This is a genomic window from Pseudonocardia sp. D17 (assembly GCF_036984265.1).
Taxonomy (GTDB): Bacteria; Actinomycetota; Actinomycetes; order Mycobacteriales; family Pseudonocardiaceae; genus Pseudonocardia; species Pseudonocardia benzenivorans.
This window is the reverse complement of record NZ_BPRG01000125.1, coordinates 43,742-69,605: the sequence shown is the minus strand read 5'-3', so window position 1 is coordinate 69,605 and position 25,864 is coordinate 43,742. Positions and strand designations below refer to the sequence as shown.

General features: G+C 74.5%; 28 protein-coding genes. 15 read left to right on the top strand and 13 right to left on the bottom strand.

Annotated features, from left to right (window positions below; genetic code table 11):
* Position 1: 1 nt before the first annotated feature.
* Complete coding sequence (locus PSD17_RS20325; RefSeq protein ID WP_339124148.1) at positions 2-1,120, bottom strand: acyl-CoA dehydrogenase family protein; 1,119 nt, start codon at positions 1,118-1,120, stop codon at positions 2-4.
* Positions 1,121-1,191: 71 nt separating this feature from the next.
* On the opposite strand from PSD17_RS20325, the gene PSD17_RS20320 reads away from it, so the two are divergent.
* On the top strand, positions 1,192-1,917 hold the full coding sequence (locus PSD17_RS20320; protein ID WP_339124147.1) for a winged helix-turn-helix transcriptional regulator: 726 nt from the start codon (positions 1,192-1,194) through the stop codon (positions 1,915-1,917).
* A gap of 7 nt (positions 1,918-1,924) precedes the next feature.
* On the opposite strand, the gene PSD17_RS20315 is transcribed toward PSD17_RS20320, so the two are convergent.
* The 3 genes from PSD17_RS20315 to PSD17_RS20305 all read right to left on the bottom strand — a co-directional run bounded on the left by PSD17_RS20315 (position 1,925) and on the right by PSD17_RS20305 (position 3,875).
* Positions 1,925-2,848, bottom strand: coding sequence for a sensor domain-containing diguanylate cyclase (locus tag PSD17_RS20315; protein ID WP_339124146.1), 924 nt, complete (start codon positions 2,846-2,848; stop codon positions 1,925-1,927).
* A 359-nt stretch (positions 2,849-3,207) separates the two neighbouring features.
* On the bottom strand, positions 3,208-3,402 hold the full coding sequence (locus tag PSD17_RS20310; RefSeq protein ID WP_013672877.1) for a hypothetical protein: 195 nt from the start codon (positions 3,400-3,402) through the stop codon (positions 3,208-3,210).
* A gap of 68 nt (positions 3,403-3,470) precedes the next feature.
* Entirely contained in the window at positions 3,471-3,875 is a 405-nt protein-coding gene (locus PSD17_RS20305) for a VOC family protein (protein ID WP_339124145.1), read from the bottom strand.
* Between the two features lie 78 nt (positions 3,876-3,953).
* Here PSD17_RS20305 and tsaA point away from each other — a divergent pair, with 78 nt between their 5' ends.
* The 4 genes from tsaA (at position 3,954) to PSD17_RS20285 (ending at position 6,866) form a co-directional block, all read left to right on the top strand.
* Complete coding sequence (gene tsaA / locus PSD17_RS20300) at positions 3,954-4,391, top strand: tRNA (N6-threonylcarbamoyladenosine(37)-N6)-methyltransferase TrmO (protein WP_339124144.1); 438 nt, start codon at positions 3,954-3,956, stop codon at positions 4,389-4,391.
* 160 nt (positions 4,392-4,551) lie between these two features.
* Positions 4,552-5,538, top strand: coding sequence for an EamA family transporter (locus tag PSD17_RS20295; protein ID WP_013672874.1), 987 nt, complete (start codon positions 4,552-4,554; stop codon positions 5,536-5,538).
* Complete coding sequence (locus PSD17_RS20290; protein WP_013672873.1) at positions 5,535-6,485, top strand: EamA family transporter; 951 nt, start codon at positions 5,535-5,537, stop codon at positions 6,483-6,485. Before PSD17_RS20295 ends, PSD17_RS20290 begins: the two co-directional genes overlap by 4 nt.
* Positions 6,486-6,581: 96 nt before the next feature.
* On the top strand, positions 6,582-6,866 hold the full coding sequence (locus PSD17_RS20285; RefSeq protein ID WP_013672872.1) for a GlsB/YeaQ/YmgE family stress response membrane protein: 285 nt from the start codon (positions 6,582-6,584) through the stop codon (positions 6,864-6,866).
* A 62-nt stretch (positions 6,867-6,928) separates the two neighbouring features.
* Here PSD17_RS20285 and PSD17_RS20280 read toward each other — a convergent pair whose 3' ends face one another.
* Positions 6,929-7,819: a LysR family transcriptional regulator gene (locus PSD17_RS20280; protein WP_339124143.1), complete on the bottom strand. Its 891-nt coding sequence runs from the start codon at positions 7,817-7,819 to the stop codon at positions 6,929-6,931.
* Between the two features lie 120 nt (positions 7,820-7,939).
* On the opposite strand from PSD17_RS20280, the gene PSD17_RS20275 reads away from it, so the two are divergent.
* The 4 genes from PSD17_RS20275 to PSD17_RS20260 are packed head-to-tail and all read left to right on the top strand — an operon-like array spanning position 7,940 to position 12,616.
* On the top strand, positions 7,940-9,136 hold the full coding sequence (locus PSD17_RS20275; protein WP_013672870.1) for an enolase C-terminal domain-like protein: 1,197 nt from the start codon (positions 7,940-7,942) through the stop codon (positions 9,134-9,136).
* On the top strand, positions 9,133-10,275 hold the full coding sequence (locus PSD17_RS20270) for a maleylacetate reductase (RefSeq protein ID WP_158703285.1): 1,143 nt from the start codon (positions 9,133-9,135) through the stop codon (positions 10,273-10,275). The genes PSD17_RS20275 and PSD17_RS20270 overlap by 4 nt, the downstream gene beginning before the upstream one ends.
* On the top strand, positions 10,272-11,279 hold the full coding sequence (locus PSD17_RS20265; protein ID WP_103380746.1) for an NAD(P)-dependent oxidoreductase: 1,008 nt from the start codon (positions 10,272-10,274) through the stop codon (positions 11,277-11,279). Before PSD17_RS20270 ends, PSD17_RS20265 begins: the two co-directional genes overlap by 4 nt.
* Positions 11,276-12,616, top strand: coding sequence for an MFS transporter (locus tag PSD17_RS20260; RefSeq protein ID WP_013672867.1), 1,341 nt, complete (start codon positions 11,276-11,278; stop codon positions 12,614-12,616). Before PSD17_RS20265 ends, PSD17_RS20260 begins: the two co-directional genes overlap by 4 nt.
* Before the next feature lie 4 nt (positions 12,617-12,620).
* Here PSD17_RS20260 and PSD17_RS20255 read toward each other — a convergent pair whose 3' ends face one another.
* The gene (locus PSD17_RS20255; RefSeq protein WP_339124142.1) at positions 12,621-13,277 is read right to left on the bottom strand and encodes an NADase-type glycan-binding domain-containing protein; all 657 of its coding nucleotides are present in this window, start codon (positions 13,275-13,277) and stop codon (positions 12,621-12,623) included.
* Positions 13,278-13,464: 187 nt separating this feature from the next.
* Between PSD17_RS20255 and PSD17_RS20250 the strand changes: the two genes are divergently transcribed.
* The gene (locus PSD17_RS20250) at positions 13,465-14,577 is read left to right on the top strand and encodes a Zn-dependent alcohol dehydrogenase (protein WP_013672865.1); all 1,113 of its coding nucleotides are present in this window, start codon (positions 13,465-13,467) and stop codon (positions 14,575-14,577) included.
* Between the two features lie 88 nt (positions 14,578-14,665).
* Here PSD17_RS20250 and PSD17_RS20245 read toward each other — a convergent pair whose 3' ends face one another.
* Both PSD17_RS20245 and PSD17_RS20240 read right to left on the bottom strand, forming a co-directional pair.
* Positions 14,666-15,316: an anti-sigma factor family protein gene (locus tag PSD17_RS20245; RefSeq protein WP_339124141.1), complete on the bottom strand. Its 651-nt coding sequence runs from the start codon at positions 15,314-15,316 to the stop codon at positions 14,666-14,668.
* Positions 15,313-15,885 (bottom strand): sigma-70 family RNA polymerase sigma factor, encoded by a 573-nt coding sequence (locus PSD17_RS20240; protein WP_445261028.1) that lies wholly within the window; start codon positions 15,883-15,885, stop codon positions 15,313-15,315. The genes PSD17_RS20245 and PSD17_RS20240 overlap by 4 nt, the downstream gene beginning before the upstream one ends.
* A 54-nt stretch (positions 15,886-15,939) precedes the next feature.
* Here PSD17_RS20240 and PSD17_RS20235 point away from each other — a divergent pair, with 54 nt between their 5' ends.
* From PSD17_RS20235 to PSD17_RS20225, 3 genes are all read left to right on the top strand, one after another.
* Entirely contained in the window at positions 15,940-16,500 is a 561-nt protein-coding gene (locus tag PSD17_RS20235) for a uridine kinase family protein (RefSeq protein ID WP_103380744.1), read from the top strand.
* Between the two features lie 72 nt (positions 16,501-16,572).
* Positions 16,573-17,553: a permease gene (locus tag PSD17_RS20230; protein WP_339124140.1), complete on the top strand. Its 981-nt coding sequence runs from the start codon at positions 16,573-16,575 to the stop codon at positions 17,551-17,553.
* Positions 17,553-18,245, top strand: coding sequence for a TIGR03943 family putative permease subunit (locus PSD17_RS20225; protein ID WP_013672860.1), 693 nt, complete (start codon positions 17,553-17,555; stop codon positions 18,243-18,245). Before PSD17_RS20230 ends, PSD17_RS20225 begins: the two co-directional genes overlap by 1 nt.
* A 6-nt stretch (positions 18,246-18,251) precedes the next feature.
* On the opposite strand, the gene PSD17_RS20220 is transcribed toward PSD17_RS20225, so the two are convergent.
* The 3 genes from PSD17_RS20220 to PSD17_RS20210 all read right to left on the bottom strand — a co-directional run bounded on the left by PSD17_RS20220 (position 18,252) and on the right by PSD17_RS20210 (position 20,173).
* Positions 18,252-18,911, bottom strand: a complete 660-nt coding sequence (locus tag PSD17_RS20220) for a hypothetical protein (RefSeq protein ID WP_013672859.1) — start codon at positions 18,909-18,911, stop codon at positions 18,252-18,254.
* Complete coding sequence (locus PSD17_RS20215) at positions 18,908-19,807, bottom strand: ABC transporter ATP-binding protein (protein ID WP_339124139.1); 900 nt, start codon at positions 19,805-19,807, stop codon at positions 18,908-18,910. Before PSD17_RS20215 ends, PSD17_RS20220 begins: the two co-directional genes overlap by 4 nt.
* Positions 19,808-19,882: 75 nt before the next feature.
* Positions 19,883-20,173: a Dabb family protein gene (locus PSD17_RS20210; protein WP_013672857.1), complete on the bottom strand. Its 291-nt coding sequence runs from the start codon at positions 20,171-20,173 to the stop codon at positions 19,883-19,885.
* Between the two features lie 124 nt (positions 20,174-20,297).
* Here PSD17_RS20210 and PSD17_RS20205 point away from each other — a divergent pair, with 124 nt between their 5' ends.
* On the top strand, positions 20,298-21,671 hold the full coding sequence (locus PSD17_RS20205) for an acyltransferase family protein (RefSeq protein WP_339124138.1): 1,374 nt from the start codon (positions 20,298-20,300) through the stop codon (positions 21,669-21,671).
* On the opposite strand, the gene PSD17_RS20200 is transcribed toward PSD17_RS20205, so the two are convergent.
* Positions 21,619-22,392, bottom strand: coding sequence for a GAF and ANTAR domain-containing protein (locus tag PSD17_RS20200; protein WP_013672855.1), 774 nt, complete (start codon positions 22,390-22,392; stop codon positions 21,619-21,621). The genes PSD17_RS20205 and PSD17_RS20200 overlap by 53 nt on opposite strands.
* A 119-nt stretch (positions 22,393-22,511) precedes the next feature.
* Between PSD17_RS20200 and PSD17_RS20195 the strand changes: the two genes are divergently transcribed.
* Positions 22,512-23,585 carry a carboxylate-amine ligase gene (locus PSD17_RS20195; RefSeq protein WP_339124137.1) on the top strand — a complete coding sequence of 358 codons (1,074 nt, stop codon included), beginning with the start codon at positions 22,512-22,514 and terminating at the stop codon, positions 23,583-23,585.
* A gap of 115 nt (positions 23,586-23,700) precedes the next feature.
* Here the strand turns inward: PSD17_RS20195 and PSD17_RS20190 are convergent, their stop codons facing one another.
* Entirely contained in the window at positions 23,701-25,863 is a 2,163-nt protein-coding gene (locus tag PSD17_RS20190; protein ID WP_339124136.1) for a 3-hydroxyacyl-CoA dehydrogenase NAD-binding domain-containing protein, read from the bottom strand.
* Between the last annotated feature and the right edge of the window lies 1 nt (position 25,864).

The window sequence follows — 25,864 nt, the reverse complement described above, 5'->3', positions numbered from 1 at the left end:
GTTACGACACGCCCGCCCGACGGCCCAGCAGCTGCAGCGTGTCCTCCGGCGTCAGCGGGTGGAACATGCCGGCACGGACGTCGCGGTAGGCGCGCTCGAGCGGCGAGGACCGGAAGAACGCCCGGCCGCCCGCGACCTCCAGCGCGATGTCGACGATCGTCCGGGCCTCCGTGACGACGTGCCGCTTCGCGGTCATCACCGTCGCGAGCGTCTCCTCGTCGGCGGGTGGGTCCTCGCCGATCTCGGCGACGGCGGAGTGCAGCGCCCACCGCGCGACCCGCAGCCTCGCGTGCATCTCCCCCACGCCTCGCGTGGAACCGAGGCGTGCGAGGCGGGTCGCCTCCTCGACCGCACCACGGGCGACGCCCAGGTACGCGGCCGCGGCGACGGGCGCGAAGTGCATCGCGGCGACCAACAGCGGACCGGCGAGCACGCCGTACGGCCGCGTGCCGAGGACCGCCGCGGCGGGGACGAACACCCCGTCGAAGACGATGTCGTGGCTCGCGGTGCCGCGCATCCCGAGCGTGTCCCAGGTCTCGACGATGCGCACGCCCGGCGCGGACAGCGGGACGGTCGCGTGCAGGACGACGGCGTCGGCTCCCTCGCCGAGGGTCGCCGACGTGGAGATCGCGCCGGCCCCGGGGGCCTGGCTGCAGAACGTCTTGCGGCCGTCGAACCGGTAGCCGCCCTCGACCTCGACGGCCGTCGTCGACGGGCACACCCAGTCCGAGCCGCCACTGGTCGCGACCACGAGCCCGTCGGCGATGCGGCGCAGCGCGGTCTCGGCGCCGTCGGCACCGCGGCGCTGCCGCCAGCACTGCACGAGCGTGAGGTAGAGGTGCATGGCCGCGGCGAGGCCCGCCGCGCCGGACCGCGCGCCGAGCTCCTCCTCGGCGAGTACGACCTGGCGCATCGACGCGCCGAGCCCACCCAGCTCGACGGGGACGGCCAGGCGCAGGTACCCGGATTCGGCCATCTCGGCGTAGGCCTCGGTGACGAACGTGGCGTCGAGGTCGTGGGCGGCGTCGTGGGCGGCGGCGACCGCTCCGACACGGGCGGCGAGGGCGCGCACGTCGTCGTCGGTGATTGCGGTGGCAGGAGTGGTGATGGTGGTTGTCATACGGTGAGGATCGGGCGACCCCGCAACCGTCGATAGTTCCCAATCTGTACCGGCCGGAGGAGCATGTCCTCGTGTCCCGATACGGTCAGTACTGTCCGATCACCCGGTCGCTCGAGGTGCTGGGCGACCGATGGACGCTGCTGGTGGTCCGCGACCTGCTCGTCGGCGCGACCCGGTTCAACGAGCTGGCCCGCGGCCTGCCGGGGATGTCGCGCGGCCTGCTGTCCAAGCGGCTCGACCAGCTGCAGCGGCACGGGCTCGTCGAGCACGTCGGCGGCGAGTACCGGCCGACGCCGGCCTGCGAAGAGCTCCGCCCGATCGTCTTCGGGCTCGCCGAGTGGGGCGCGCGCTGGGCGTTCGGCGAACCGCGCAGCGACGAGCTCGATCCCGTCGTCCTGATGTGGTGGATCCGCGCGGGGATCGACCCGGCGCCGTTCGACGGCCGCCGCGCGGTGCTGCACGTCCTGCTGCCCGACACGCGGCGGCAGCGGTTCTGGTTCGTCGTCGACCCGACCGACGTGTCGCTGTGCATGACCGATCCCGGTCACGACGTCGACGTGACGCTGCGGTCGTCGCTCGGGGTGCTCTACCAGGTGTGGGAGGGCCGCATCGCGCTCGACGTCGCGACCCGGACCGGGCTCGTCGAGCTCGACGGCCGCCGCGACACCGTCGCCCGCATGCGGCGCGCGCTGCGGCTGAGCCCGGTGGCGCCGTTCGTGCGCCGCGCGGCCCGGACGCCCGCCGCCCGGATCCCCGCCGATGCCGTGTCGACCGCGCGGGTGCCCGCCGACCGGTGACGACGGCTCACCCCGGCCCGGACCGCGCGTGCCGGGGCGGGCGGCCACGACGTCGGCGCTTCTGCGCGTACATCGCCTCGTCGGCGGCCCGCCACGCCCCGGGGAAGCCGGTGACGATGCTGTAGGGCGCGTGCCCGAAGGAGCCGGAGATGCCTGCCGCCTCCAGCGCGCGACCGGCACGGACGACGAGGTCGGCGGCCTGGTCGGGGGTGCAGCCGACGGCGACGACGCCGAACTCGTCGCCCCCGAGCCGGGCCAGGACGTCGCCCGAACGGACGGTGCCGGCGAGTGCCCGCGCGGCCGCCCGGATGTAGCGGTCGCCCGCCTCGTGACCGAAGGTGTCGTTGATCTCCTTGAGGTTGTCCAGGTCGATCACGACGACGCTCGCCGAGTCGCCGAACCGGCGGAACCGCTCCTCCTCGTGCCCGAGGAAGCGGTCCCAGCCGCGCCGGTTGAGCAGGCCGGTGAGCGGGTCGACGTCGGCCTCCCGCCGGGCCATCTCCAGCGCGCGGGCCGCCGAGGTCGCGCCGAGATCGGCCTCCAGGACCGCCGAGAGCAGGCTCGACAGCAGGTCGAGCAGCGGCAGGTGGGCGCGCATCGCGTCGGGCTTGGGCGCCGGGTCGAATCCGCAAACCGTCCCGAACAGCGTCCCGTCGGGCCAGACGATCGGCGTCCCGACGTAGGCGCCCAGCTCGAGCGGCAGCGCGGCCGCGATCCGCGCGTAGGCGGGGACGTGGGAGACGTCGGGCGCGATCCGGGGGGCCTCGCCGGACGCCATCCGGCTGCAGAGCGTCTGCGCGAACGGCAACGACCGGCCGCCCTCGAGCTCGTAGGCGTCACCGCGTGCGGTGAGGATCAGCTGGCGGTCGTCGACCAGCCGAGTGACCACCCAGGCACCCATCGGCAACGCCGTGCACAGATAGTCGATCACGCGTGCACAGGCCGTGTCGAAGCTCCTGGTCGGCTGCAGCGGCGCCGCCACCCGCGGTGACGCGCCACTGTGCGGACCGGTGGCCATCGGCCGCCATCTAACCCGGCACGATCCCGCGGATCCACCCGGGCGAGTGGCAAGCCACACCGAATGCCGTTGACCCTCGCTCCGGCGCGACCTGACCGGTGCGGCGGTGCGGTCGCGGGTCCGGCCGGCACCGGGGGTTCTCCCGGTGTTCATCGGACCGACGCCTCGTGTCCGCCGGCGGCCGGTCGCGGAGCCCCGCCGGGACCGGGAGGATCGCTCCGCGCCGGGGCCGGCCGGACGGTCGGGGGGTCCGGACGCCCGGTCCCGGCGCCCTACCGGCGCTCGTCCGCGCTGTGGATCCCGCAGTCGGGTGCCACCAGCAGATCGCCGGACGCGGTCGCCGGGCCGTTCACCAGTACCGGGCAGCGGCATCCCAGACCGAGCGCCTCCTCGGTCCCCGGCCTGGAACCGATCGGGATGCTCTTCCCATCGGCGACGAGCTCGACCGTGCTCTCGGGTATCCCCATACGGGCACAACGAGGACGTTGAGACACGCGTCACCACGAGACGCCCGATCGTGTGGCGTGTCGAGCCGTCAGCGCGACGACAGCCGCGCCTCCGGACGAGTGGGCTCGAACAGCTCCACCGGGTTGCCGGACGGGTCGTCGACCAGCACCTGACGGCCGCCGACGCCGGACACGACGTCGTTGCGGAAACCGACCCCGGCCGAGCGCAGCGACGCGACCGCCGCGTCGAGGTCCTCCACCTCGAGGGTGAACCGGTTCCAGCCGCCGGGGGCGGGGACCCGGCCGTCCGGCATCGCCTGCCCGCCACCGCCCGGGCCGCCCGGGGCGCTGAGCACGAGCCGCAGCGCGCCGCGGGTCAGCATCGCGAACGTCGGAGCGGGATGCATGATCTCGGTGAACCCGAGGTGCCCGCAGTAGAAGGCGATCGCGTCGTCGACGTCGTCGACGACGTAGCGGACGCTGACGGACGCCATGGCCGTCCTCCGTTCCCGGCGGAGTGCCGACGCTAGTGACCGCCCCGCGCGACGGCAACCTCTTCTACCGTCGGCGGCATGGCCCCTGACGCGACGCCGCCGGACAGCACGACCGGACGTCCCGCCCTGGTGGCGGTCGGGCACGTCTCCTCCCCGCTGACCGACACCGACGCGGCGCCGAAGCAGGGCGACGAGGGCGGGCCGCAGGCCTGGGTCGTCCTCGACGACCGTTATCGCGAGGCCGCGCGCGACCTCGCCGCGGGCGCCGAGGTGCTGCTGCTGACGTGGTTGCACCGCGCCGACCGGGCGACGCTCGTCGTGCATCCGCGCGACGACCCCGAGGCGCCGCTGCGCGGGGTGTTCGCGACCCGTTCGGCGGACCGGCCGAACCCGATCGGCGTGCACCGGGTGACGATCACCGCCGTGGAGCCCGGCCGGTTCCGGGTCCGCGACCTCGAAGCCGTCGACGGCACGCCGGTGCTCGACGTCAAGCCGGTCCTGACCGGCGAACGCTGAGCCCCCGCGGCGCGCCCGCCGCGTCAGGGCCGGGGCCGGGGCCGGGGCGGGTCGGGGGCGGGGGGACACAGCCGCGGTCCGGATGGCACGCTCGGGTCGCCATGACCGTTCACGCCGACCCGTCGCGCCCGCGCGCGGCGTCCGCATCCGGGGCGGGCCGGTGAGGGCGCGCACGTCGTCCGGGCTCGGCCTGGCCGTCGCGTCGGCGATCTCGTTCGGGCTGTCCGGGCCGTTCGCCAGGGCGCTGATCGACGCGGGCTGGTCGTCGGCCGGTGCCGTGCTGGTGCGCATCGGCGGGGCCGCCGTGGTGCTGCTCGTGCTGCTGGCGGTGACCCGGCCCGGCGTGCTGGCCGCGCTGCGGGCCGACGGCCCGGCGCTCGTCGTCTACGGCGTGCTGGCCGTCGCCGGCGTACAGGTGGCGTTCTTCAACGCCATCCGGTACCTGCCGGTGAGCGTCGCGCTGTTGCTGGAGTACCTCGGACCGGTACTGGTGATCGCCTGGGTGTGGCTGGTCCGCCGGACGCCGCCGGGCCGGCGCACGGTCGTCGGCGGCCTCGTCGCGATCGCCGGGCTGCTGCTCGTCGTGCAGGTGTGGTCGGGCGGTGCGCTCGACCCGGCGGGGATCGCGTGGGGGCTGGCCGCGGCGGCCTGCCAGGCGTCGTACTTCCTGCTCGCCGACCGCGCCACCCGGACACCGCCGACCGTGCTGGCAGGTGTCGGCATGACGATCGGCACGGCGGTCGTCGCGGTGCTCGGGCTGCTGGGTGTGCTGCCGGTGGTCGTCACCACCACGACCGCGGAGCCGGTGGTGCTGGCCGGGCACGACGTCGGGTGGCCGGTCGCGGCGACGCTGCTCGTCGTGGTGTCGACGGTGGTCGCCTACCTCACCGGCGTCGCCGCGATCACGCGGATCGGCGCCGCGCGCGGGTCGCTGGTGGCGCTGCTGGAGGTCGTGGCCTCTACCGTCGCGTCCTGGCTGCTGCTGGGCGAGCTGCCGGGGCCGTGGCAGCTCGCGGGCGGGGTGCTGATCCTGGCCGGCATCGTCCTGACCCGGTCGGGACCGACGGCCGTCGCGGCGGACCCGCCGCCGGTCGCCGAGGCCGTCGACCGCCCCGTCCACCGGTCCGACGAGCGGGCACCCGGATGAGCCTCCGCAGCCGCACGACCACCGGCGTCGCGCTCGGACTCGTCTCGGCGCTCTCGTTCGGGGTGTCCGGGCCGGTGGCGAAGGCGTTGATCGAGGCCGGCTGGTCGCCAGCGGGCGCCGTGCTCGTCAGGATCGGCGGGGCCGCGGCGGTGCTGGTGGTCGTCCTCGCCGTCGCCCGGCCCGGGGTGCTCGCCGCGGTGCGCGCCGACGGCCCGGCGCTGCTGCTCTACGGCGCGTTCGCGGTGGCGGGGGTGCAGGTGGCGTACTTCAGCGCGATCCGCACGCTGCCGGTGAGCATCGCCCTGCTGCTGGAGTACCTCGGACCGGTGCTGGTGATCGGCTGGGTGTGGCTGGTGCGCCGCCGGCCGCCCGACCGGACGACGCTCGTCGGTGCGGTCGCCGCCGTCGTCGGGCTGGTGCTGGTGCTGCAGGTGTGGTCGGGCGGGGTGCTCGATCCGGGTGGTGTCGCCTGGGGACTGTTCGGCGCGGTGTGCTGGGCGTCGTACTTCCTCGTCGTCGACCGGGCCGGGACGCGGACCCCGCCGCTGGTCCTGACGGGCGTCGGCATGGTGGTCGGCACCGTGGCCGTCGTGCTGTGCGGGCTCGTCGGGATCACCCCGATCGTGCTGGCCGTGCCCCCGACGGCTCCCGTGCTGCTGGCCGGGGCCGACGTCGGCTGGCTCCTCCCGGCGGTGACGTTGGCGCTGGTCTGCGCCTTGATCGCCTACCTCGCCGGGGTCGGGGCGGTGTCGCGGATCGGGGCGACCCGGGGCTCGCTCGTCGCGCTGCTGGAGGTCGTCTTCTCGACGCTGATCACCTGGCTGCTGTTGGGTGAACTGCCGGGGCCGTTCCAGCTCGCGGGCGGGGCGCTGATCCTGCTGGGCGTCGTCCTGACCCGGAGCGCGCCGGTCGCCGACCGGCCCACCGTCCCCGCGGCCGGCGGCTGAGTCCGCCGCGCCACCGGTCCGGTTGACGCCTTCCCCATTCGGGTAGTCCGTGGCGCCGGTCGCCTACAGGCGGTGACCGCGGACCTGGAGGACGGAATGACCATCACCGGAATCCTGACGGCGATCGTGATCGGTCTGATCATCGGCGCCCTCGGCCGTCTCGTGCTGCCCGGCAAGCAGCGCATCCCGATCTGGCTGACGATCCTCATCGGCATCGTGGCCGCGTTCATCGGGACCGCGATCGCCCGCGCCATCGGCATCCCGACGCAGACCTCGGGGATCGACTGGCTGGAGTTGCTCGTGCAGGTCATCGTCGCCGCGCTCGGTGTGGCGCTCGCGGCGTCGCTCTACGGCCGTCGCCGCTCGCGACTGCGCTTGTGACCGCATGAACAGCACGTGAGCGAACCCTGAGCGGGCCGCCGATCCCGGGATCGGCGGCCCGCTCAGCGGATCCCGCGCCCGGCCTCGCGCGCCGCGTCCAGGAACGCCTCGACGGCCGGGAGCATCCCGTCCCGGTGGTAGGCCACGCCCAGCCCGAGCAGCGGTTTCGGCCCACGGATCGGCCGGTACACCACGCCGTCGCGGGCCAGCCGCTGTGCCTGCGACGCGATGAAGCCGATCCCGACCCCCGCACTCACCAACGCGATGATCGACTGCGCGGGATGCGCCTCCATCGCGATCGTGGGGCTGAAGCCGGCGTCCTGGCACAGCGTGACGATCGTGTCGTAGAGCTGGGGGGCGATCTGGCGCGGGAACATCACCAGCCCCTCACGGGCCAGGTCGGCGATCTCCACCTCCTCCTGCGTGCAGAGCCGGTGCCCGGCCTGCAACGCGACGTGGAACGGCGGGCGGGCGACCTCCTCCGTCGCGATCCGCGGGTCGTCCAGTGGCGGGTGCACGAGCCCGACGTCGATGTCCCCGATCCGCAGCGCGCGCTCCTGCTCGGCCGTCGTCAGCTCGCGCACGACGAGCCCCATACCGGGCAGCCGCCGCCGGAACACCGCTGCGACCTCGGGGAACATGACGTAGAGCGCCGGTGACGTGACGCCGACGGTCAGCTGCCCGATCTCCCCGCGGTCGGTGCGCTGCGCGAGCGTCACCGAGAGGTCCATCTGCCGCAGCGTGCGCCGGGCCTGCTCGAGGAAGACCTCCCCCGCCCTTGTCAGCGCGACGGACCGCTTGCTGCGGTGCGCGAGCCGGACGTCGAGCTCGCGTTCGAGACGGACGATCTGCTGGCTCATCGCCGGCTGGCTGATGTGGCAGCGCTCGGCGGCCCGGTGGAAGTGCAGTTCCTCGGCGAGGGCGACGAAGCACTGCAGCCCGAAGCGGTCCATCCGGTCAGCATTCCCTGATAAGCAGCATGGATCAATTGATCCGAACAAAGAGTTGGAGACGATCACTGCAGGCACCTACCGTCGTCGCAACCCAGACGGACGGTGCAAAGGAGTTCAGGAATGCAGCCCGAGGACCCGGGTGCCATCACGATCACCGGCGTCGAGACGCTCGTGGTCAACGCGGAGATGCGCAACTGGATCCTGGTGAAGGTCCGCACGAACGTCGACGGCCTGTACGGCTGGGGCGAGGCGAGCCTGAACTGGAAGACCCGGTCGGTCGTCGGCGCGATCGAGGACCTGACGCCGATGATCCTCGGCCGCGACCCGCGCGACGTCGCCCAGTGCGTGCGCGTCATGACCAAGCACAGCTACTACCGGCTCGGTGTCATCGGCGCGACGGCGATCAGCGGCATCGAGCACGCGCTGTGGGACGTCTTCGGGAAGTCGGCCGGGCTGCCCGTCTGGCGGCTGCTCGGCGGCCGCACCCGCGACGCCGTCCGCGTCTACACCCACCTCGGCCTCGGCGACATGACGTCGGTCTACGACACCGTCGACATCGGGGTGATCCGGGAGAAGGCCTCGAAGGTCGTCGAGGCGGGCTACGACGCGCTCAAGGTCGTCATCGTCCCCTACGGCCACCACCTGACCGTCGCGGCCGAGCGCCGCCACGTCGACGCGATGATGTCGACGCTGCGCGACACCGTCGGCCCCGACGTCGACGTGATGATCGACTTCCACGGCCGGACGGCGTCGGTCGCCGCCGCCCTGCAGTACATCGAGGTCCTCGCGCCCTACGACCCGCTGTTCTGCGAGGAGCCCGTGCAGCCCGGTGACACCGAGGCGCTGCGGGCCGTCGCGGCGCGGTCGCCGTCACCGATCGCGACGGGCGAGCGGCTCGTCGGGCTGCGGGAGTTCCTGCCGGTGCTCGCCGCGAAGGCCGTGCACGTCGCCCAGCCCGACCTCAACCACACCGGCGGCCTGCTCGAGGGCACGCGCATCGCCGCACTGTGCGACGTCGAGGGCGTCGGCGTCGCGCCGCACAACCCCAACGGTCCCGTCGCGGGCGCGGCAGCGCTGCACTTCGACGTGGCGACCCCCAACTTCGTGATCCAGGAGGAGATGAGTGGCGCGGTGAGCTGGTACGACGACGTGGTCTCGACACCCATGCGCCGGGTGGGGAGCCACTGGCAGGTGCCGACGGCCCCCGGCTTCGGCATCGAGGTCGACGAACGGGAGGCGGCGAAGCACCCCTACCGTCCCGAGGTGCCCCACAGCAGCTCCGCCGTGCTCGCCGACGGAACGGTGGTGGACTGGTGAGGCCCGCGCCCCGCTCCTTCGCCCACCCCGGCGGCCTGCACAACCAGACGCCCAAGCGCGTCGTGTTCGGCCCGGGCAGCGTGGCCGGACTGCGCGACGAGGTGGCCCGGCTCGGCGCGTCGCGCGCGCTCGTCGTCACGACACCGGGGCGCACCGAGCTGGGCGACCGGCTGGCGGGCGAGATCGGCGACGCCTGCGCCGGGCTGCTGCCCGAGGCCGTCAGCCAGGTCCCGATCGAGCTCGCCCGCCGCGGCCGGGACAAGGCCGAGAGCATGGACGCCGACTGCCTCGTCGCCGTCGGCGGCGGCGCCGCGACCGGGCTGTGCAAGGGCATCGCCTACGAGTCCGGGCTCCCGATCATCGCCGTGCCGACGACGTACTCCGGCTCGGAGATGACCGGCTACTGCGGCATGACGATCGACGGCGTCAAGCGCATGCACGAGAGCCAGGCGATGCGCGCGTCGACGGTCGTCTACGACGCCGAGCTGTCGCTGGGCCTGCCGGCCGCGGTGAGCGCCGCCAGCGCGCTGAACGCGCTGGCGCACTGCATCGACGTCGTCCCGCTGTCCAGCGTGAGCCCGCTGATCCTGCCGGCCGCGATCGAGGGCGCACGCGTCATCACCGCGACGTTGCCGCGGCTGCTCGCCGACCCGTCGAGCCTGTGGGCGCGCAACGAGATGCTCTACGGCGCCTACCTCGGCGGGGCCGCGCTGACCGGCGGGTTCGCGTTGCAGCACGCCGTCGCGCACATGCTGGGCGGCAGCTTCGGGGTCGAGCACGGCATCGCGCACGCCGTCGTGCTGCCCTACGTCACCGCGGTGCTCGTCGAGCGCGCACCGGCCCCGCTCGCGCGGGTCGCCGAGGCCGTCGGTACCGACGACCTCGCCGGGTTCGTCTGGGACCTCGTGCACGACGCCGGGCTCCCGGTCACGCTCGCCGACGTCGGGCTCGACGCGAGCGACCGGGCCCGCGCGATCGAGATCTCCGTGTCGGCCGACGACCACTCCGACGACGCGTTCCTGCACCCCGACACGCACGACCAGAACCGCGCAGGCAACCCCGTCCCGGTCACCGGCGACGTCGTCGCCGAGATCATCGACGCCGCCGCCGCGGGCGAGCGGCCGAGGCGACGGCGATGAGGGTCCTGCTGGTCGGCGAGGCGGCCGAGCACGAGGCGGACCTGCGCCCGCACCTCGACCCCGCGGTCGAGGTCGTCGCGCTGCCCGCCGAGGCCGCCACGACGGACGCCCACGACGACGCGATCGACGTCGACGACGTCGTCGTGTCCCTCAGGCTGCGCCGGAACGGGGCGCCCCTGCCCCCGTTCCGGCTGCTGCACGTCCCCGGCGCCGGGCTCGACGGCATCGACCTCGACGCCCTCGACCCGCGCACCACCGTCGCCAACGTGTACGAGCACGAGATCCCGATCGCCGAGTTCGTGCTGGCCCGGCTGCTGGAGTGGGAGATCCGGGCCGCGGACATGCAGGCGGCGTTCGGGCCCGACACCTGGGCGCGGACCTACCGGCGCCGCGCCGAGCACGGCGAGCTGCACGGTCGCTCACTGGGCATCGCCGGCTACGGCCGCATCGGCCGCGCGATCGCGGCCAGGGCGGCGGCCTTCGGCATGCGGGTCGTCGCGGTCGACGACCACGCCGCGGGCCACGACCACGCCCAGGTGCTGCCGACCTCGCGGCTTCCCGACGTGGCCGCCGGCGCGGACCGCTTCGTCGTCGCGTGCCCGCTGACCGACGACACCCGCGGCATGGTCGACGCCGCGCTGCTGGACCGCATGCCCTCGGACGCCGTCCTCGTCAACGTCTCGCGCGCCGAGATCATCGACGAGGACGCCCTGTGGCACGCGTTGCGCCACAACAGCATCGGCGGCGCCATCCTGGACGTCTGGTACCGCTACCCCAGCCCGGCCGACCCGACGCCCGCGCCGGCCGCGCACCCGTTCTGGGAGCTCCCCCACGCCTGGTGCACCCCGCACTCGTCGGCCTGGACCCGCTCCCTCGCGCGACGCCGCTACGCGGTGATCGCCGACAACGTCGAGCGGCTGGCGTCGGGGCGTCCGCTGCGCAACACCGTCCGCACCGGCGTGGAGGCCGACGCGGACAGGGCCTGCTCGAGGAGGAGCACATGACCACACCAGCGACGACCGCCACCCGGGAAGAGGTGTGGGCCGAGTCGCGCAGCCGGCTCATCCCCGCCACCGTCATCGGCAGCCTGATCGAGTGGTACGACATCGCGATCTACGGGCAGGCCGCGGCGCTGGTGTTCGGGACGCTGTTCTTCCCCGAGTTCTCCAGCACCGCGGGCCGCGTCGCCGCGTTCGCGACGTTCGGCGTCGGCTACTTCGCCCGCCCGCTCGGGGCGGCGATCTTCGGCCACCTCGGCGACCGGTACGGCCGCCGCGTCTCGCTCGTCGGGACGCTGCTGCTGATGGGCATCTCGACCGTCATCATCGGCTGCCTGCCCACCTACGCCTCGATCGGTCTCGCCGCGCCGATCCTGCTGGTCGTCTGCCGGCTGCTGCAGGGCGCGGGCGTCGGCGCCGAGTACGTCGGCGCGGTGACGATGGTCGCGGAGTTCGCGCCGCCCAAGCGGCGCGGCTACTACGCCTCGCTGCCGGCCTGCGGCGTGTTCCTCGGCATCGGGCTCGCGGCCGCCGTCAGCGCCGCCGTGGCGACCCTGCCCAAGGACCAGCTCATGACGTGGGGCTGGCGGATCCCGTTCCTGCTCAGCATCCTCGTCGTCGGCACCGGACTGTTCCTGCGGCTGCGGGTGCCCGAGTCGCCGGTGTTCGCCGACCTCAAGAGCGCCCGCGCCCGCACCAAGGTCCCCGCACTGACGCTGATCCGCGCGATGGGCGGCCGGCTGCTGCTGGTGATGGTCGCCAACACCGTCCTGGCGTTCAACATCTACGTGATCCAGACCTTCGCGCTGGGCTACCTCGCCGACCGCGACGTGGCCAAGAGCACGACGCTGATCGCCCTGCTGCTCGGCTGCGCCGTCGGTGCCGTGGCGATCCCGCTGGTGGGCAAGCTCTCCGACCGTGTCGGGCGCAAGCCGGTCTACCTCGTCGTCGCGGTGCTCTGCGCGCTGACCGCGTTCCCGTTCTTCTGGCTGATCGACACCGGCAACACCGTGTTGATCATGATCGGGTTCGCGCTGGCGTTCGGCAGCATCCTCGCGATGTTCGGCTCGCAGGCCGCCTACTACGCCGAGCTGTTCCCGGCCGCGTACCGGTTCAGCGGCTTCGGCCTGGGCCGCGAGATCCCCGGTGCGGTGCTCGCCGGGCCCGCACCGGTCATCGCCGTCGGGCTGCTCGCGGCCGCGGGCGGCGTGCCGTGGCTGATCGCCGGGGCGATGGCGCTGCTCGCGATCGCGACGATCGCCGCGCTCGCCGCGCTGCCCGAGACCGCCGGGATCGACCTCACCCCGATCCACGAGGCCGACGACGAGGCCGCCCACGTCTGACCCGTCAGCGCAGCTCCGGGAACGTGACCTCGGAGATCGCGACGCGGTCCGACGCCGGCCGGGTCCCGACCGGCGCGCCCGGCACCGACGACGTGATCGTCAGGGTCACGGTGTCGGTCTCGGCCGCCGGGAACCGGACGGTCTGGGCGGCGCGGCGGGTCGGCGAGGGGTCGAGCGAGACCGCGGTGGGCGGTCCGTCGCCGGTGTCGACGGTCAGGCCGCTGATCCGCCGGTTCTGGGCGTAGCGGTCCGAGCCGTCCGCCTGGTCGGTCTTCGCGTAGCCGGGCACGATCGTGAGCTGCGAGACCCGGCCGGACCGTGGCAGCCGCAGCACCAGCCGGTCGCCGACCCCGTCGCCGTCGCAGCGCCACGCGGTGTCCATCCGCCCGTCGACGGCGTTCCCCGCGTCGAACGACGTCGGCGTGCCGTCGGCGGCGCGGCTGGGCGCGGACGTGCAGGAGGCCGTCGCGACCACCCCGCCCGCGATCGCCGCCGGTCCCGTCGACACCGGACCGGCGCCGGCCCCGGCCGCGCTCGCCTCGCCGGCGACGGCCACCGTCGGGCCGCCGTCGCGCAGCAGCAGGACGCCTGCGACCGCGGCCGCCAGCACCAGCACGACGGCCACGGTGGTCGCAGCACGGACGTCGCGCGATGCGGTCACGGCGGGCTCCTGTGCGGCTCGGGGGGCGCGGCTCGGGGGGCGCTGCTCGGGGCGGCCCGACTCTACGTCTCCCACCCCCACGACGGGGTGACGACGACCACGTGACGCGGATCGGCCCCGAACGGGGCGGACAACTCCGGTGCCGCGAGGCAGGATCGGGGCAGGCGAACGACGGAGGTCACCAACGGTGAAGACCACAGCTGCCGTGCTGCACGAGGTGGGCAAGCCCCTGCAGATCGAGGAGCTCGATCTGGCCGACCCGGGCGAGCACGAGGTTCGCGTCCGCTGGACGCACACGGGCCTGTGCCATTCCGACCTGCACGTGCTGCAGGGTGATCTCGGCGCATGGCTGCCGATCGTGCTCGGGCACGAGGGCGCGGGCATCGTCGAAGAGGTCGGGCCGGGCGTCACCCGGGTCGCTCCCGGCGACCACTTCGTCGCCTCCTTCCTCCCGACCTGCGGCACGTGCCACTGGTGCGCCATCGGCCGGCAGAACCTGTGCGACATGGGCGCGGCGACGATGCGCGGCCACCTGCCCAGCGGCAACTGGCCGCTGTCGGGCAAGGCCGGGCGCTACGGCGCGATGTGCATGATCGGCGCCTTCTCGACCCACGGCGTCATCCACGAGAGCTCCGCGGTGAAGATCGCGCCCGAGTTCCCGCTGCAGGTCGCGGCGCTCGTCGGGTGCGGTGTGCCGACCGGCTGGGGCTCCGCGGTCAACTCCGCGAACGTGCGGCCGGGCGACACCGTCGTCATCTACGGCATCGGCGGCATCGGCATCAACGCGGTGCAGGGCGCGCGGCTCGCGGGCGGGCGGCACATCATCGCCGTCGACCCGGTGCAGCTCAAGCGCGACACCGCGATGAGCCTCGGGGCCACGCACGCCGTCGCGACCGCGGAGGAGGCCAAGGAGCTCGCCAAGGACCTCTCCCGCGGCGTCGGGGCGACCTCGGCGATCATCACCGTCGGCAACGTCACGTCCGACGTCGTGGACGCGGCGTTCGAGGCGATCAGCAAGGACGGGACGGTCGTCATCACCGCCCTGGCGCCGTTCGCCGACCGCACGATCACGCTGTCGGGCACCGAGGCCGTGCTGTGGCGCAAGACGATCCGCGGCAGCCTCTTCGGCGACTGCAACCCGACGACCGACATCCCCCGGCTGCTCGAGCTCTACCGCGACGGTTCCCTCAAGCTCGACGAGCTGATCACCCGCACCTACACCCTCGACCAGATCAACGAGGGCTACGAGCACCTGCTGGCCGGCGAGCTGGTCCGCGGCGTCATCGTGCACGAGCACTGAGCCGAGCACCGGGCCGAGCACCGGGCCCGGACGGAGCCGAGATGGTGGCGGCGCCCCCGCCGCCGCCACCATCCGGCCGCCGACGACCTCAGCAGGGCATCGTCAGCAGCGCCCGGCCGTCGACCGTGCGGATCTCGACCTCGGCCAGGTCCGCCCGCTGGATCGCCGTCGCGCCGTCGACGACGGCGCGACCGCTCGGGGTGGCGCCCCAGGTCGCCGCGACCTCGGTGCGCCCGTCGCGGGACATCGCGTACGCCTGGTACGCCGCCGCTGCGGGGAGCCCCGCGAGCTCCAGGTGCAGGCTGGTCCCCCAGGTGCGCGCCGAGAGCGCGCCCGTGCCGCTGGCCCCGATGCCGGCGGCCGCCGCCATCGCCACGTTCTCGGGTCCGCCGACCATCGACGGCACCGTCGCGACACCCACGCCGACCACCGCGGCGACCGCCGCGGCCGCGGTCAGGACCTGCCAGCGCCGCACGTGGCGGCGTTCCGCCCGACGCTCGGTGCGGACGCCGTCGAGCGTGCGGCGCAACAGGTCCTCGGGCGGGGCGACGAGGCCCTCGTGGGCCTCCTCCACGGTCAGCCGGCCGAGCAGACCGGGCAGCGGCGCGAGCGAGGCGATCTCGGCGCGGCACTCCGCGCAGGTCAGCAGGTGCCGGTCGACGGCCGCGTGCTCGGCGGGCGACAGGCTTCCGAGCAGGTAGGACCCCAGCTCGATGCGGAACGGGTCGTCGTCGGTCATTGAGCCGCCCCCAACTCCTCCAGCGCCAGCCGCAGCGCCCGCAGCGCGTAGTAGGTGCGCGACTTGACCGTTCCCTGCGGGATGCCCAACCTCGCGGCCGCCTCGGCGACCGACCGTCCCTCGTAGTACGTCTCGACGAGGACCGCGCGGTGCTCGGGGGTCAGCCGGTCGAGGGCCGCGGCGACGGTCCAGCGCTGGACCGCCTGGTCGAGCGCGTCGTCACCCGGAGCCGCGACCGCCTCGAGGTACGCGTCGTCGGCGACGGTGCGCGGGCGGGCCCTGGCAGCCCGCCACTGGTCGGTGACGAGGTTGCGCGCGACGGTGAACAGCCACGCCCGCAGCGCCGCAGGCTCGGTGTCGAGGAGATCGGCGCGCCGCCAGGCGCGCACGAGCGTCTCCTGCGCGATCTCCTCGGCACGGCCGGGGTCGCCGGTGAGCTTGAGCGCGTAGCCGTGCAGCGGCCCACCGAGCTGCTCGTAGAGCGCCCGGAGGTACTCCTCCGCCGGGTCGGGCGGGCGGCGCAACGCGGTCACCTCCCCACAGACGAACAGCCGGTCCGATCGGTTCAAGCCTGCTCCCTCCCGGCCGGTTCCCGGGCCCTGCCCCGGGGGAGGATGGGCGGCGTGGCCGGGGCGGGGCTGGACGAGCAGGTGGCACTGGTCGTCGACACGGTGCGCCGACGCGCCCCGCGCGTCCGGGCCGGGGTGCGGCTGGTCACCGTCGACGGGTTCTCGGGCTCCGGCAAGTCCCGGTTGGCCGACGCCGTCGGGCTCACGCTCGTCGCACCCGTGCTGAGCCTCGAGGAGCTCTACCCCGGGTGGGACGGGCTGGCGGCCGCGGTGCCGCTGGCCGTCGACTGGATCGCGCGCCCGCTGGCGCAGGGCCGTCCCGCGCGCTGGTGGCCGTGGGACTGGACGCGCGGCGCGCGCGCCGGCCCACGCGAGCTCGCGCCCGCACCGGTGGTGCTGCTCGAGGGGTGCGGTGCCGGCGCCGCGGCGCTGCGCCCGTTCACGGACACGGCGGTCTGGGTCGACGCGGCCCCCGACGTGCGCGAGCAGCGACTGCGGGCCCGCGCCGACTGGCCCGGGTACGCACCGTTCCGTGCCCGCTGGGCGGCGCAGGAGGACGCCTGGCACGCCGCGGAGCGGACCGCGGAGCACGCCGACCTCGTCGTCCGTACCTGAACAGGGCACGACTGCAACCGGTCGGGCGGAAATGCGCCGGGCCCTGCCGCGGGTGCGGCACCATCCCCGCTCGTGACGACGACCGAGCGCCCGGCTCGCCTCAACTCCCTCCACGTGTTCGCGGGCCTGCTGGTGGTCGCCCTCGTCCTCCGGTCGACGATCACCGAGGCCCTCACGGCGCCCGTCGTGCGGACGGTCGCGACGGTGTTCGTCGCGATCTGTGTGCAGGCGCTGCCGTTCCTCGTGCTCGGTGTGCTGGTGTCGGGGGCGATCGCCGCGTTCGTGTCGCCCGCCGCGCTGCGCCGCGTGCTGCCCCGGCGCCCGGGCGCGGCCGTCCCGGTCGCCGGCCTCGCCGGGCTGGCCCTGCCGGGCTGCGAGTGTGCATCGGTCCCGGTGGCGCGCAGGCTGATCGGGCAGGGTGTGCCCGAGGCCGCGGCGCTCGCGTTCCTGCTGGCCGCGCCCGCGGTGAACCCCGTCGTCCTGGTCGCGACGGCGGTCGCGTTCCCCGGCGAACCGGGCATGGTCCTCGCCCGGGCGGCGGGGTCGCTCGCGACGGCGTGCGTCATGGGCTGGCTGTGGCAACGGGCCGGCAGGGCGGAGTGGATCGCGGCACGGGTACGGAGCCCTGCCCACGCGGGCGGCGGCCGGTGGGCGGTGTTCGCCGAGTCGGCGCGGCACGACCTCGTGTCGGCCGGCGGGCTGCTCGTCGTCGGGGCGCTGGTCGCGGCGGTCCTGTCGGTGCTGGTCCCGACGTCGTGGACGGTCGGGCTGGCCGACCGGTGGCTGCTCGCGGTGCTCGTCATGGCCGTGCTCGCGGTCGTGCTGGCGCTGTGCAGCGAGGCCGACGCGTTCGTCGCCGCGTCGCTCTCGGCGCTGCCGCTGGTGCCGCGGCTGGTGTTCCTGGTCGTCGGGCCGGCGGTCGACGTCAAGCTCGTCGCGCTGCAGGCCGGGACGTTCGGCCGGGGGTTCGCGGCCCGGTTCGCGCCGGCGACGTTCGTCGTCGCGGTGCTGTGCGGGGTCGCCGCCGGAGTGCTCACGCTCGGGGTGCGGTGATGCGTCGGGAGACCCAGCACGCCGTGCTGTTCCTGCTGGGCGGGGCGCTCGTGCGGATCGCGGCCGACGAGACGTTCCTGCGCTACGTCCGCCCCGCGCAGCGCTGGTGGCTGATCGGCGCCGGCGTCGTGATGATCGGGCTCGCGGTGGTGGCGACGGTCCGCGACGTCCGCGGCCGTACCGTCCCCGGCGCCGACGGCCACGACCACCGGACCGGCCCGTCGCCGTGGCTGCTCGTGCTGCCCGTCCTGGTCGTCGCGCTCGTCGCGCCGCCCGCCCTCGGCGCCGACGCGGTCGCCCGGCAGCCGACGACGGCCCCCGCGGACCTCGCCGCGCCCGCGTTGCCACCGGGACCGGCCGAGCTGGGGATCGGCGAGGCCGTCGCCCGCTCGATCGACGGCACGCTCGGCGACGGCCGCGACCTCACCGTGACGGGGTTCCTCGCCCACCGCGACGGTGACGTCGTCGTCGCCCGGCTCACGATCTCCTGCTGCGCCGCCGACGCCCGACCGCACACGGTGCGGTTGCGCGGCCCGGGGCTGCAGGGCGCCGCGGCGCTGCCCGTCGACACCTGGGTGCGGGTGCGCGGCACGGTCGTGGCGCAGGCGGCGAAGGACAACCGCTGGTCGCCCGATCTCGAGGTCGCCGAGCTCACCGTCGTCGCCCCGCCGGACGACCCGTACGAGCTCTGATCCGGGTCAGTCGGTGCGCGCCCCGACCCGCGCCGACACCGCGGCGGCCCCGACGGCCAGCAGCGCGCCGAGCGCCACCCCGGTGACGACGACCGTGCCCGAGCCGGGGAGCCCGCCCTGGGTGATCGCCCGCACCACCGTGCCGACCGGCGGCACCCGCGACTGCGTCCCGGTCACGACGACGACCGTGCCCGCTGCCAGCAACGACCAGCCCACCTTGCCGATCAGCGGCCGCGCGCACAGCAGCCCGACGGCCGTCCCGGTGAGCGCGCACGCCAGGTGGGCGCCGAACCCCAGCGCCAGGACGGACAGCGGATGCGGATAGTGCGTCGTCACCATCGGCCACACCACCGACAGCGCGGAGAGGACGACGTCGCCCGCGACCGCCAGCAGCAGCACCCCGCCGACGACGCGCCGCACCCCGCCCGCGGAGACCACGGTGACGTGCCGCTGGACCGGGTCCTCGGTGTTCGCGACGACGATCCCCAGCCAGGCCGCGATCGGGTACAGCGCGAGCGCCGACGCGGCCCAGGGCGCGGGCAACGGCCCGGGGTCGCCGCCGAAGAGCACGGCGAGGAGCACGGCCTGGCCGACGACCGGGACGATCGCCCGCTGCGACCGGTAGAGGTCCGACAGCAGGAACCGGGAGACGGCGACGGCGCTCACCGGTGCGCCTCCTGCGCGTGGCGCCCCGCGGCCACCGGCCGGTCGACGGGCTCGCGGCGCACGGCCAGCACCGTCGCCCCGCGCGCGATCGCGGCGGCCAGCACGGCGTCGCCCTCGCTCGCGGGGACCCGCAGGCGCAGCCGCCAGGACGCCGGTCCGGGGCCCGGCACGACGCGCGTCTCCGCGCCCGGCGGCAGCGTCCGGACGGCGGCGCGCGGATCACCGTCGCCCGCGAGTTCGATGACGGTGATCTCGTCGGCCACGGGCGCGGGCTCCTCCGGGCGCAGCGTCCCCGCCTCGACCCGGTACACCTGGGCGCCCGCCAGCCGCGGTCCGTGCGCGGTGTGGTCGGCGACCAGCACGACGATGCCTGCCGCGGACATCGCGTCGAGCCGGGCGGCGAGGACCGGCGACGCGTCGGCGTCGAGACCGGACCAGGGCTCGTCGAGCACGACGAGCCCCGCCCCGCAGGTCAGCGCCTGCGCCAGGCCGACCTTCTGCGCGTTGCCCTTCGACAGCTGCAGCATCGGCGTGGCCGCGCCCGCGGTGAAGCCGAGGACGGCGAGCAGCTCGGTGGCCTCACGGACGGCGTCGGGCCCGGCGCCGTGGATCGCGGCGAGGTGGCGCAGGTACACCCCGACGGGCATGCGCTGCTGGGCGGGGAACCGATCGGGCACGTAGCCGACGGTCCGCGGCCGCCCGACGACACGTCCGGCCGTCGGCGACGACGCCCCCGCGGCGATGCGCAGCAGCGTCGACTTGCCCGAGCCGTTGCCCCCGCGCAGCACGACGGGACGGCCCGGCCGCAGGTGCAGGTCGATCCCTACGAGGACCTCCGACGACCGCCTGCCGTACCGCTTGCGCACCCCCTCCAGGCGCACGCCCTCGACCTCCATGACCGTCATCGTGCCCCGGGCCACACCCGGCCGGAACCGCGGAACCGCCGGGCGGGCGTCCGGTGCAGGGAACGGTCAGAGCGTGAACTGGATCCGGTCGATCGACGCGCTGATCGGCGCGAACAGCTCGCGGCGGACCCGGTTGTGCTCCTCGTCGGCGTCGTAGCGCCGGTAGGCGTCCTCGTCGGGCAGGTCGACGGTGATCGCGAAGTTCGCGTTGCCGTCGCGCAGCCCGAGGTCGACACCCGTGCGCACATCCATCTCGACCCCGTCGATCGAGAGCGCGCGGATGGCCGCGAGGGCCTCCTCGATCTGCTCGACCGTGACGCCGTCCTTGACCTTGCCGACCACCACGTTTCGGATCACCCGCTCACGGTGCCACAGCGTCCCGGGGGTGGGGACAGCCCCACCCCCGGGAGTCGGGAAGCCCGCGCCGACGACGCCTGCTGACCCCGCTGTCCTCGCCGCTCCCCGGCGACAGGCTCGACGCATGACGACGCCCACCGCCACGCCGCCCCGCGATCGGGCCGCGGCCGCCCACGGCCGAGGTCGCGACGTGCTGCTCGACCTGATCCGCAGCGGCGCGATCGCGCTCGTCGTGGTGCAGCACTGGCTCATGCCGGTGATCACCCGTGACGGCGACGCGCTCGTCGCCGGGAACGCGCTCGCGGCGCCCGGCGCCTGGGTGTGGACGTGGGCCGGGCAGGTCATGCCGCTGGTCTTCTTCGCCTCCGGCGCGGCGGGCGCGATCTCGTGGGCGCGTACCCGCGACCGGGGTGGCGACGCCGCGGGCTGGCTCGTCGGCAGGGTCCACCGGCTGGTGCTGCCCGTCGCGGCACTGGTCGTGGTGTGGCTGCCGCTGCCGGTCCTGCTGCTCGCGCTCGGGGTGCTGGGGCAGCCGGTGCACCTCGCGGCGAGCACGGTGCCGCAACTGCTGTGGTTCCTCGTCGTCCAGCTGGTCCTGGTCGCGCTGACGCCGCTGACGGTCGCGCTGCACCGCCGGTTCGGCCTGGCCGTGCTCGTCCCGCTCGTGGTCGGCGCCGCCGCGATCGACGCCCTGCGGTTCGCGGGCGTCCCGCTCGTCGGCTACCTCAACGCGGTCCTCGTCTGGGTCGCCGTGCACCAGGTCGGCGTCGCCTACGCCGACGGCCGATTCGCCACGCCGGGCCGCCGCGGGGCGGCGCTCGTCGGGTTCACCGGCCTGGCCGCGACGGCCGCCCTCGTCGGGTTCGGGCCCTACCCCGCGTCCATGATCGGGATGCCCGGGGCGCCCGTCTCGAACATGAGTCCGCCCACGCTGTGCCTGGTGACGCTGGCGATCGCCCAGCTGGGTCTGCTGCTCGCGCTGCGCCCCGCGCTGGTCCGGTTCGCGTCGTCGCGACCCGTCGCCGCCGGGCTGGCCGTGCTCGCCCCCCGCACGATGACCGTCTTCCTGTGGCACATGAGCGCGCTGGTCGTCGGCGTCGGGGTGCTGACGCTGGGCTTCGGCTCGCACACGCCCGACCCGTTCGGCCCGGTCTGGCTGGCCGGTTCACCGCTGTGGATCGTGGGGCTGCTGGTGGTGCTCGTCGTACTGGTCCGCGCGTTCGGGTCCCTGGAGACGCGCTCGGCCGCGGCCGCCCGCCGGGGCGCGTCGCCCGCGGCCGTGTACGCGGGACTGGTGCTGGCCGCGGCCGGGATGCTCGGCCTGGCCGCACGCGGCTTCGCCTCGCACGTCGACGCCGGGCTGCTCGCCGTCGTCGCCGAGCCGGCGGCCTGGTCGGCGCTGGTGGCCGTCGGCTACCTGCTGGCGACCCGCCCGTTCCCTCGCGTCACAGTTCCGCGCGCCGGGACGCCAGCGTCTCGGCGAGCTGCGCGAGCTTGACGTTGAGCGACTGCGACGCCGACCGCAGCACGTCGAACGCCTCCGCGGCGCTGATGCCGCGCCGCTCCATCAGGATGCCCTTGGCCTGCCCGATCACGTCCCGGCTGGCCAGGGCCTCCTTCAGCTGCGCCGCCTCCAGCTCGGCGGCCGTCACGGCCTTCGTCCCGACCAGCGCCGTCGACGCGTGGGCCGCGAGCACCAGTGCGATGTCCGGGTCGGCGGCGGTGAACCCGTCCGGCGCGAACGAGTAGAGGTTCAGGGCGCCGAGCCGCGGGATCTCGCCGCCGGGGAACAGGCCCACCGCCAGCACGCTGCGCACGCCCGCCCGCGCCGCCGCGGGTCCCCACGCCGGGAACTCCGCGCCTGTCGCCAGGTCGGCGCTCGCGACGAGGCCCAGCCCCGGCGTGCGGGTGGCCTCGACGCAGGGACCCTCGTCGAGCCGGTACTGCAGCTCGTCGAGCCGCGAGGCCAGTGAGTCCGTCCCGACCGGGGTGTGGAACTGCCCGTCGGAGTCGCGCATCGTCACGCTGACGAGATCGGCTCCGGCGACGACGGCCCTACCTGCGTCGACGACCCGCGTGAGGACCTCGTGCACCGTCGAGGCCTCGAGCAGCCGTTCGGCCAGGCGGACGAACTGCCCCGCCAGCAGCCCGCTCGACGCCCCTTCGAGGCCCTCGACGAAGGCGTACCGGTCACCGGCCCAATCGTTCTCGGTCGCCACGCCACTCCTTCGTCGTCCCGTCGGGGGAACACATGTTGCGACGGCCGTCACCGACTGACAAGCCGCCCGCCCGACCCGGCACCAGGATGCCTGCTGCCGTGCCCGCTACGTTGCTGCCCGTGACCGTACGCACTGTCGGCGTCGAGGAAGAATTCCTGCTCCTCGACCCGGACTCCGGACGTCCGAGCGCCGTGGGCGGCGTGGTGCTGCGCCGGGCGGACGACGACGGGCCCGAGCTCACGGCCGAGCTGCACGCCGAGCAGCTCGAGACGGGTACCGACCCCGCCCGCACGCTCGACGAGCTCGACCGCGGTCTGCGCGCGGCCCGCGCCGCCGCGGTGTCGGCCGCCGCGACCGCGGGCACGGTCCCTGCGGCGATCGCGACGTCTCCGCTGCCCGCGGAACCCACGCTGTCCGACGGGCCCCGCTACCGCCGGATGGCCGAGCGCTTCGGCATCACCGTCGCCGAGAGCCTCACCTGCGGGTGCCACGTGCACGTCGCGGTCAGCTCCGACGAGGAGGCCGTCGCCGCGCTCGACCGGGTCAGGCCGTGGCTCGCGCCGCTGCTGGCGCTGACCGCCAACTCCCCCCTGTGGCAGGGCGAGGACTCCGGCTACTCGGCCTACCGCCAGCAGGTGTGGTCGCGCTGGCCGTCGGCCGGGCCGACGCCCGCGTTCGGCTCGGTCGCCACCTACCGCGAGACCGTCGAGACGATGGTGCGCAGCGGGACCGTCCTCGACGAGGGGATGGTCTACTTCGACGTCCGTCCGTCGGCGCAGCACCCGACGCTGGAGATCCGGGTGGCCGACGTCTGTCGCGACCCCGCCGACGCCGTGCTGCTCGCCGCGCTGGCCCGGGCGCTCGTCGAGACGGCCGTGCGGTCGTGGCGGGCGGGCGAGGCGGCGCCGCAGGTGCGCGTCGAGGTGCTGCGGCTGGCGTCGTGGCGGGCGGCCCGGTCGGGTCTGGACAGCTCCCTGCTCGATCCCCGCACCTGGCGCCCCGCCCCGGCGCCCGACGTGCTCGACCTGCTGCTGCGGCACGTCGGCGACGCGCTCGACGAGGCGGGCGACGCGGCGACGGTCAAGTCGCTGCTCGCCGACGTGCAGTCCCGCGGCACCGGCGCCGTGGCCCAGCGTGCCGTCCTCGCCCGCGGCGGCGACCTGCGCGACGTCGCCCTCTCCGCCACCCTGTGAGCGGCGGCCGGGTCGGCGGCGCAGGCCGCCCCCTGTGTGCAGGAACGGCACTTTCCCGCAGTCCAGCTGCGGGAAAGTGCCGTTCCTGACGTTCGGGGCGCACGCCCCCGCGGGCCTACGCCGCGGCGGCCGACGCCCGGGCGCGCAGCGAGTCCGGCACCCGGAAGCGCTCGCCGTACTTGGCGGCGAGCTCGTCGGCACGGGCGACGAAGCCCGCGACGCCACCCGGGTAGCCCTCGACGTACTGCACCACGCCCCCGGTCCAGGCCGGGTAGCCGATGCCGAAGATCGAGCCGATGTTGGCGTCCGGCACCGTCTCGAGCACGCCCTCGTCGAAGCAGCGCTGCGTCTCCAGCGCCTCGATGACGAGCATCCGCTCCGACAGCTCGTGCAGGTCGACGTCGTGGTTCGTCGCGCCGAACTCGGTGCGCAGCCCCGGCCAGAGCCCGGCGCGCCTGCCGTCCACGTACTCGTAGAACCCGGCGCCGCCCGACTTGCCGGGGCGCCCGAGCTCCACCAGCCGATCGACGATCGCGTCGGCGGGATGGGCCACCCACGAGTCCCCTGCGGCGGCCTTCGACTCGAGCCGGATCTTCTGCGGCAGGGTGAGCGTCAGCTCGTCGAGCAGCTGCAGCACGGGCGCGGGGTACCCGGCCTGCGACGACGCCTGCTCGATCGTCTGCGGGTCGATGCCCTCGGCCAGCATCGCGACGCCCTCGTTGATGAACGTCCCGATGACGCGGCTGGTGAAGAAGCCGCGGCTGTCGTTGACGACGATCGGGGTCTTGCGCATCCCGAGCGTGACGTCGAACGCCTTCGCCACCGCCGCGTCGGACGTCCGCTCGCCACGGATGATCTCCACGAGCGGCATCTTGTCGACGGGCGAGAAGAAGTGCAGGCCGATGAAGTCGCCTTGGCGGTCGAGGCCCGCGGCGAGCTCGGTGATCGGCAGCGTCGAGGTGTTCGAGCAGAGCAACGCGTCGGGCTCGATCACCTTCATGGCCTCGCGGAAGACCTCCTGCTTGAGCGCCACCGACTCGAAGACGGCCTCGATGACGATGTCGCAGCCGGCGAGGTCGTTGTAGTCGTCGGTCGGCGTGATGCGCTGCAGCAGCGCCTCGCCCTTCTCCAGGGTGGTCTTCCCGCGCTTCACACCCTTGGCGACGAGCCCCTCGGAGTACGCCTTCCCGCGGGCGGCGGCCTCCAGGGAGACGTCCTTGAGCACGACCTCCCAGCCCGACAGGGCGCACGAGTACGCGATGCCCGCACCCATCATCCCGGCGCCGAGGACCGCGACCTTGCGCGGCTGCCACTTCTCGAAGCCGTCGGGACGCGAGCGGCCGCCGTTGATGGCCTGCAGGTCGAAGAAGAACGCCTTGGTCATGTTCTTCGAGACCTGACCGACGACGAGCTCGACGAAGTAGCGCGACTCGATGCGCAGGGCGGTGTCGAAGTCGACCTGAGTGCCCTCGACGGCCGCCGCCAGGATGTTGCGCGGACCGGGCATCGGAGCGCCCTTGAGCGTCTTGCGCAGGTTGGCCGGGAACGCCGGGAGGATCGCGGCGAGCTTCGGCTGGGCCGGGGTGCCGCCGGGAACCTTGAAACCGGGCTTGTCCCAGGGCTGGGCCGCGTCCGGGTTGGCGGCGATCCAGGCGCGCGCCTTCTCCAGCATCTCCTCGGGCGTCGACGCGAGCTCGTCGACGATCCCGATCTCCAGCGCCTTGGCCGGCTTGTGCCGCTGGCCCTGCGCGAGGACCTGCATGAAGCCGTTCATGATCCCGAGCATGCGGGTGATGCGGGTGACGCCACCGCCGCCGGGCAGCAGGCCCAGCGTCACCTCGGGCAGCCCGTAGACCACGCCGGGCGCGTCGAGGCCGATGCGGTGGTGGCAGGCGAGCCCGATCTCCAGGCCGCCGCCGAGCGCGGTGCCGTTCATGGCGGCGACGACGGGCCTGCCGAGCGTCTCCAGCTTGCGCAGCTGCGCCTTGATCTCGGTGACGTTCTCCATCACGGCGCCGGCGTCGGACGGCTGTGCCGCCGAGAGGGCCTCGAGGTCGCCACCGGCGAAGAACGTCTTCTTGGCCGACGTGATGATCACGCCGGCGAGCTCGTCCTTCGCCGCGACCAGCGCGTCGACGGTCGCACCCATGGCCGTCTTGTAGCGGTCGTTCATGGTGTTGGCGCTCTTGCCGGGGTCGTCGAGGGTGACGACGGCGATCCCGTCGGCACCCTTCTCCCAGCGGACGGCCTGCTGCTCGCCGTTCTCCACAGAGGTCATC

Bases quoted from the DNA above. Each gene is read 5' to 3' on its own strand.
- PSD17_RS20325 (WP_339124148.1), bottom strand. From the start codon at position 1,120: ATGACAACCACCATCACCACTCCTGCCACCGCAATCACCGACGACGAC.
- PSD17_RS20310 (WP_013672877.1), bottom strand. From the start codon at position 3,402: ATGGGGATACCCGAGAGCACGGTCGAGCTCGTCGCCGATGGGAAGAGC.
- PSD17_RS20305 (WP_339124145.1), bottom strand. From the start codon at position 3,875: ATGGCGTCCGTCAGCGTCCGCTACGTCGTCGACGACGTCGACGACGCG.
- tsaA (WP_339124144.1), top strand. From the start codon at position 3,954: ATGGCCCCTGACGCGACGCCGCCGGACAGCACGACCGGACGTCCCGCC.
- PSD17_RS20290 (WP_013672873.1), top strand. From the start codon at position 5,535: ATGAGCCTCCGCAGCCGCACGACCACCGGCGTCGCGCTCGGACTCGTC.
- PSD17_RS20285 (WP_013672872.1), top strand. From the start codon at position 6,582: ATGACCATCACCGGAATCCTGACGGCGATCGTGATCGGTCTGATCATC.
- PSD17_RS20280 (WP_339124143.1), bottom strand. From the start codon at position 7,819: ATGGACCGCTTCGGGCTGCAGTGCTTCGTCGCCCTCGCCGAGGAACTG.
- PSD17_RS20275 (WP_013672870.1), top strand. From the start codon at position 7,940: ATGCAGCCCGAGGACCCGGGTGCCATCACGATCACCGGCGTCGAGACG.
- PSD17_RS20265 (WP_103380746.1), top strand. From the start codon at position 10,272: ATGAGGGTCCTGCTGGTCGGCGAGGCGGCCGAGCACGAGGCGGACCTG.
- PSD17_RS20260 (WP_013672867.1), top strand. From the start codon at position 11,276: ATGACCACACCAGCGACGACCGCCACCCGGGAAGAGGTGTGGGCCGAG.
- PSD17_RS20245 (WP_339124141.1), bottom strand. From the start codon at position 15,316: ATGACCGACGACGACCCGTTCCGCATCGAGCTGGGGTCCTACCTGCTC.
- PSD17_RS20225 (WP_013672860.1), top strand. From the start codon at position 17,553: ATGCGTCGGGAGACCCAGCACGCCGTGCTGTTCCTGCTGGGCGGGGCG.
- PSD17_RS20215 (WP_339124139.1), bottom strand. From the start codon at position 19,807: ATGGAGGTCGAGGGCGTGCGCCTGGAGGGGGTGCGCAAGCGGTACGGC.
- PSD17_RS20205 (WP_339124138.1), top strand. From the start codon at position 20,298: ATGACGACGCCCACCGCCACGCCGCCCCGCGATCGGGCCGCGGCCGCC.
- PSD17_RS20190 (WP_339124136.1), bottom strand. From the start codon at position 25,863: ATGACCTCTGTGGAGAACGGCGAGCAGCAGGCCGTCCGCTGGGAGAAG.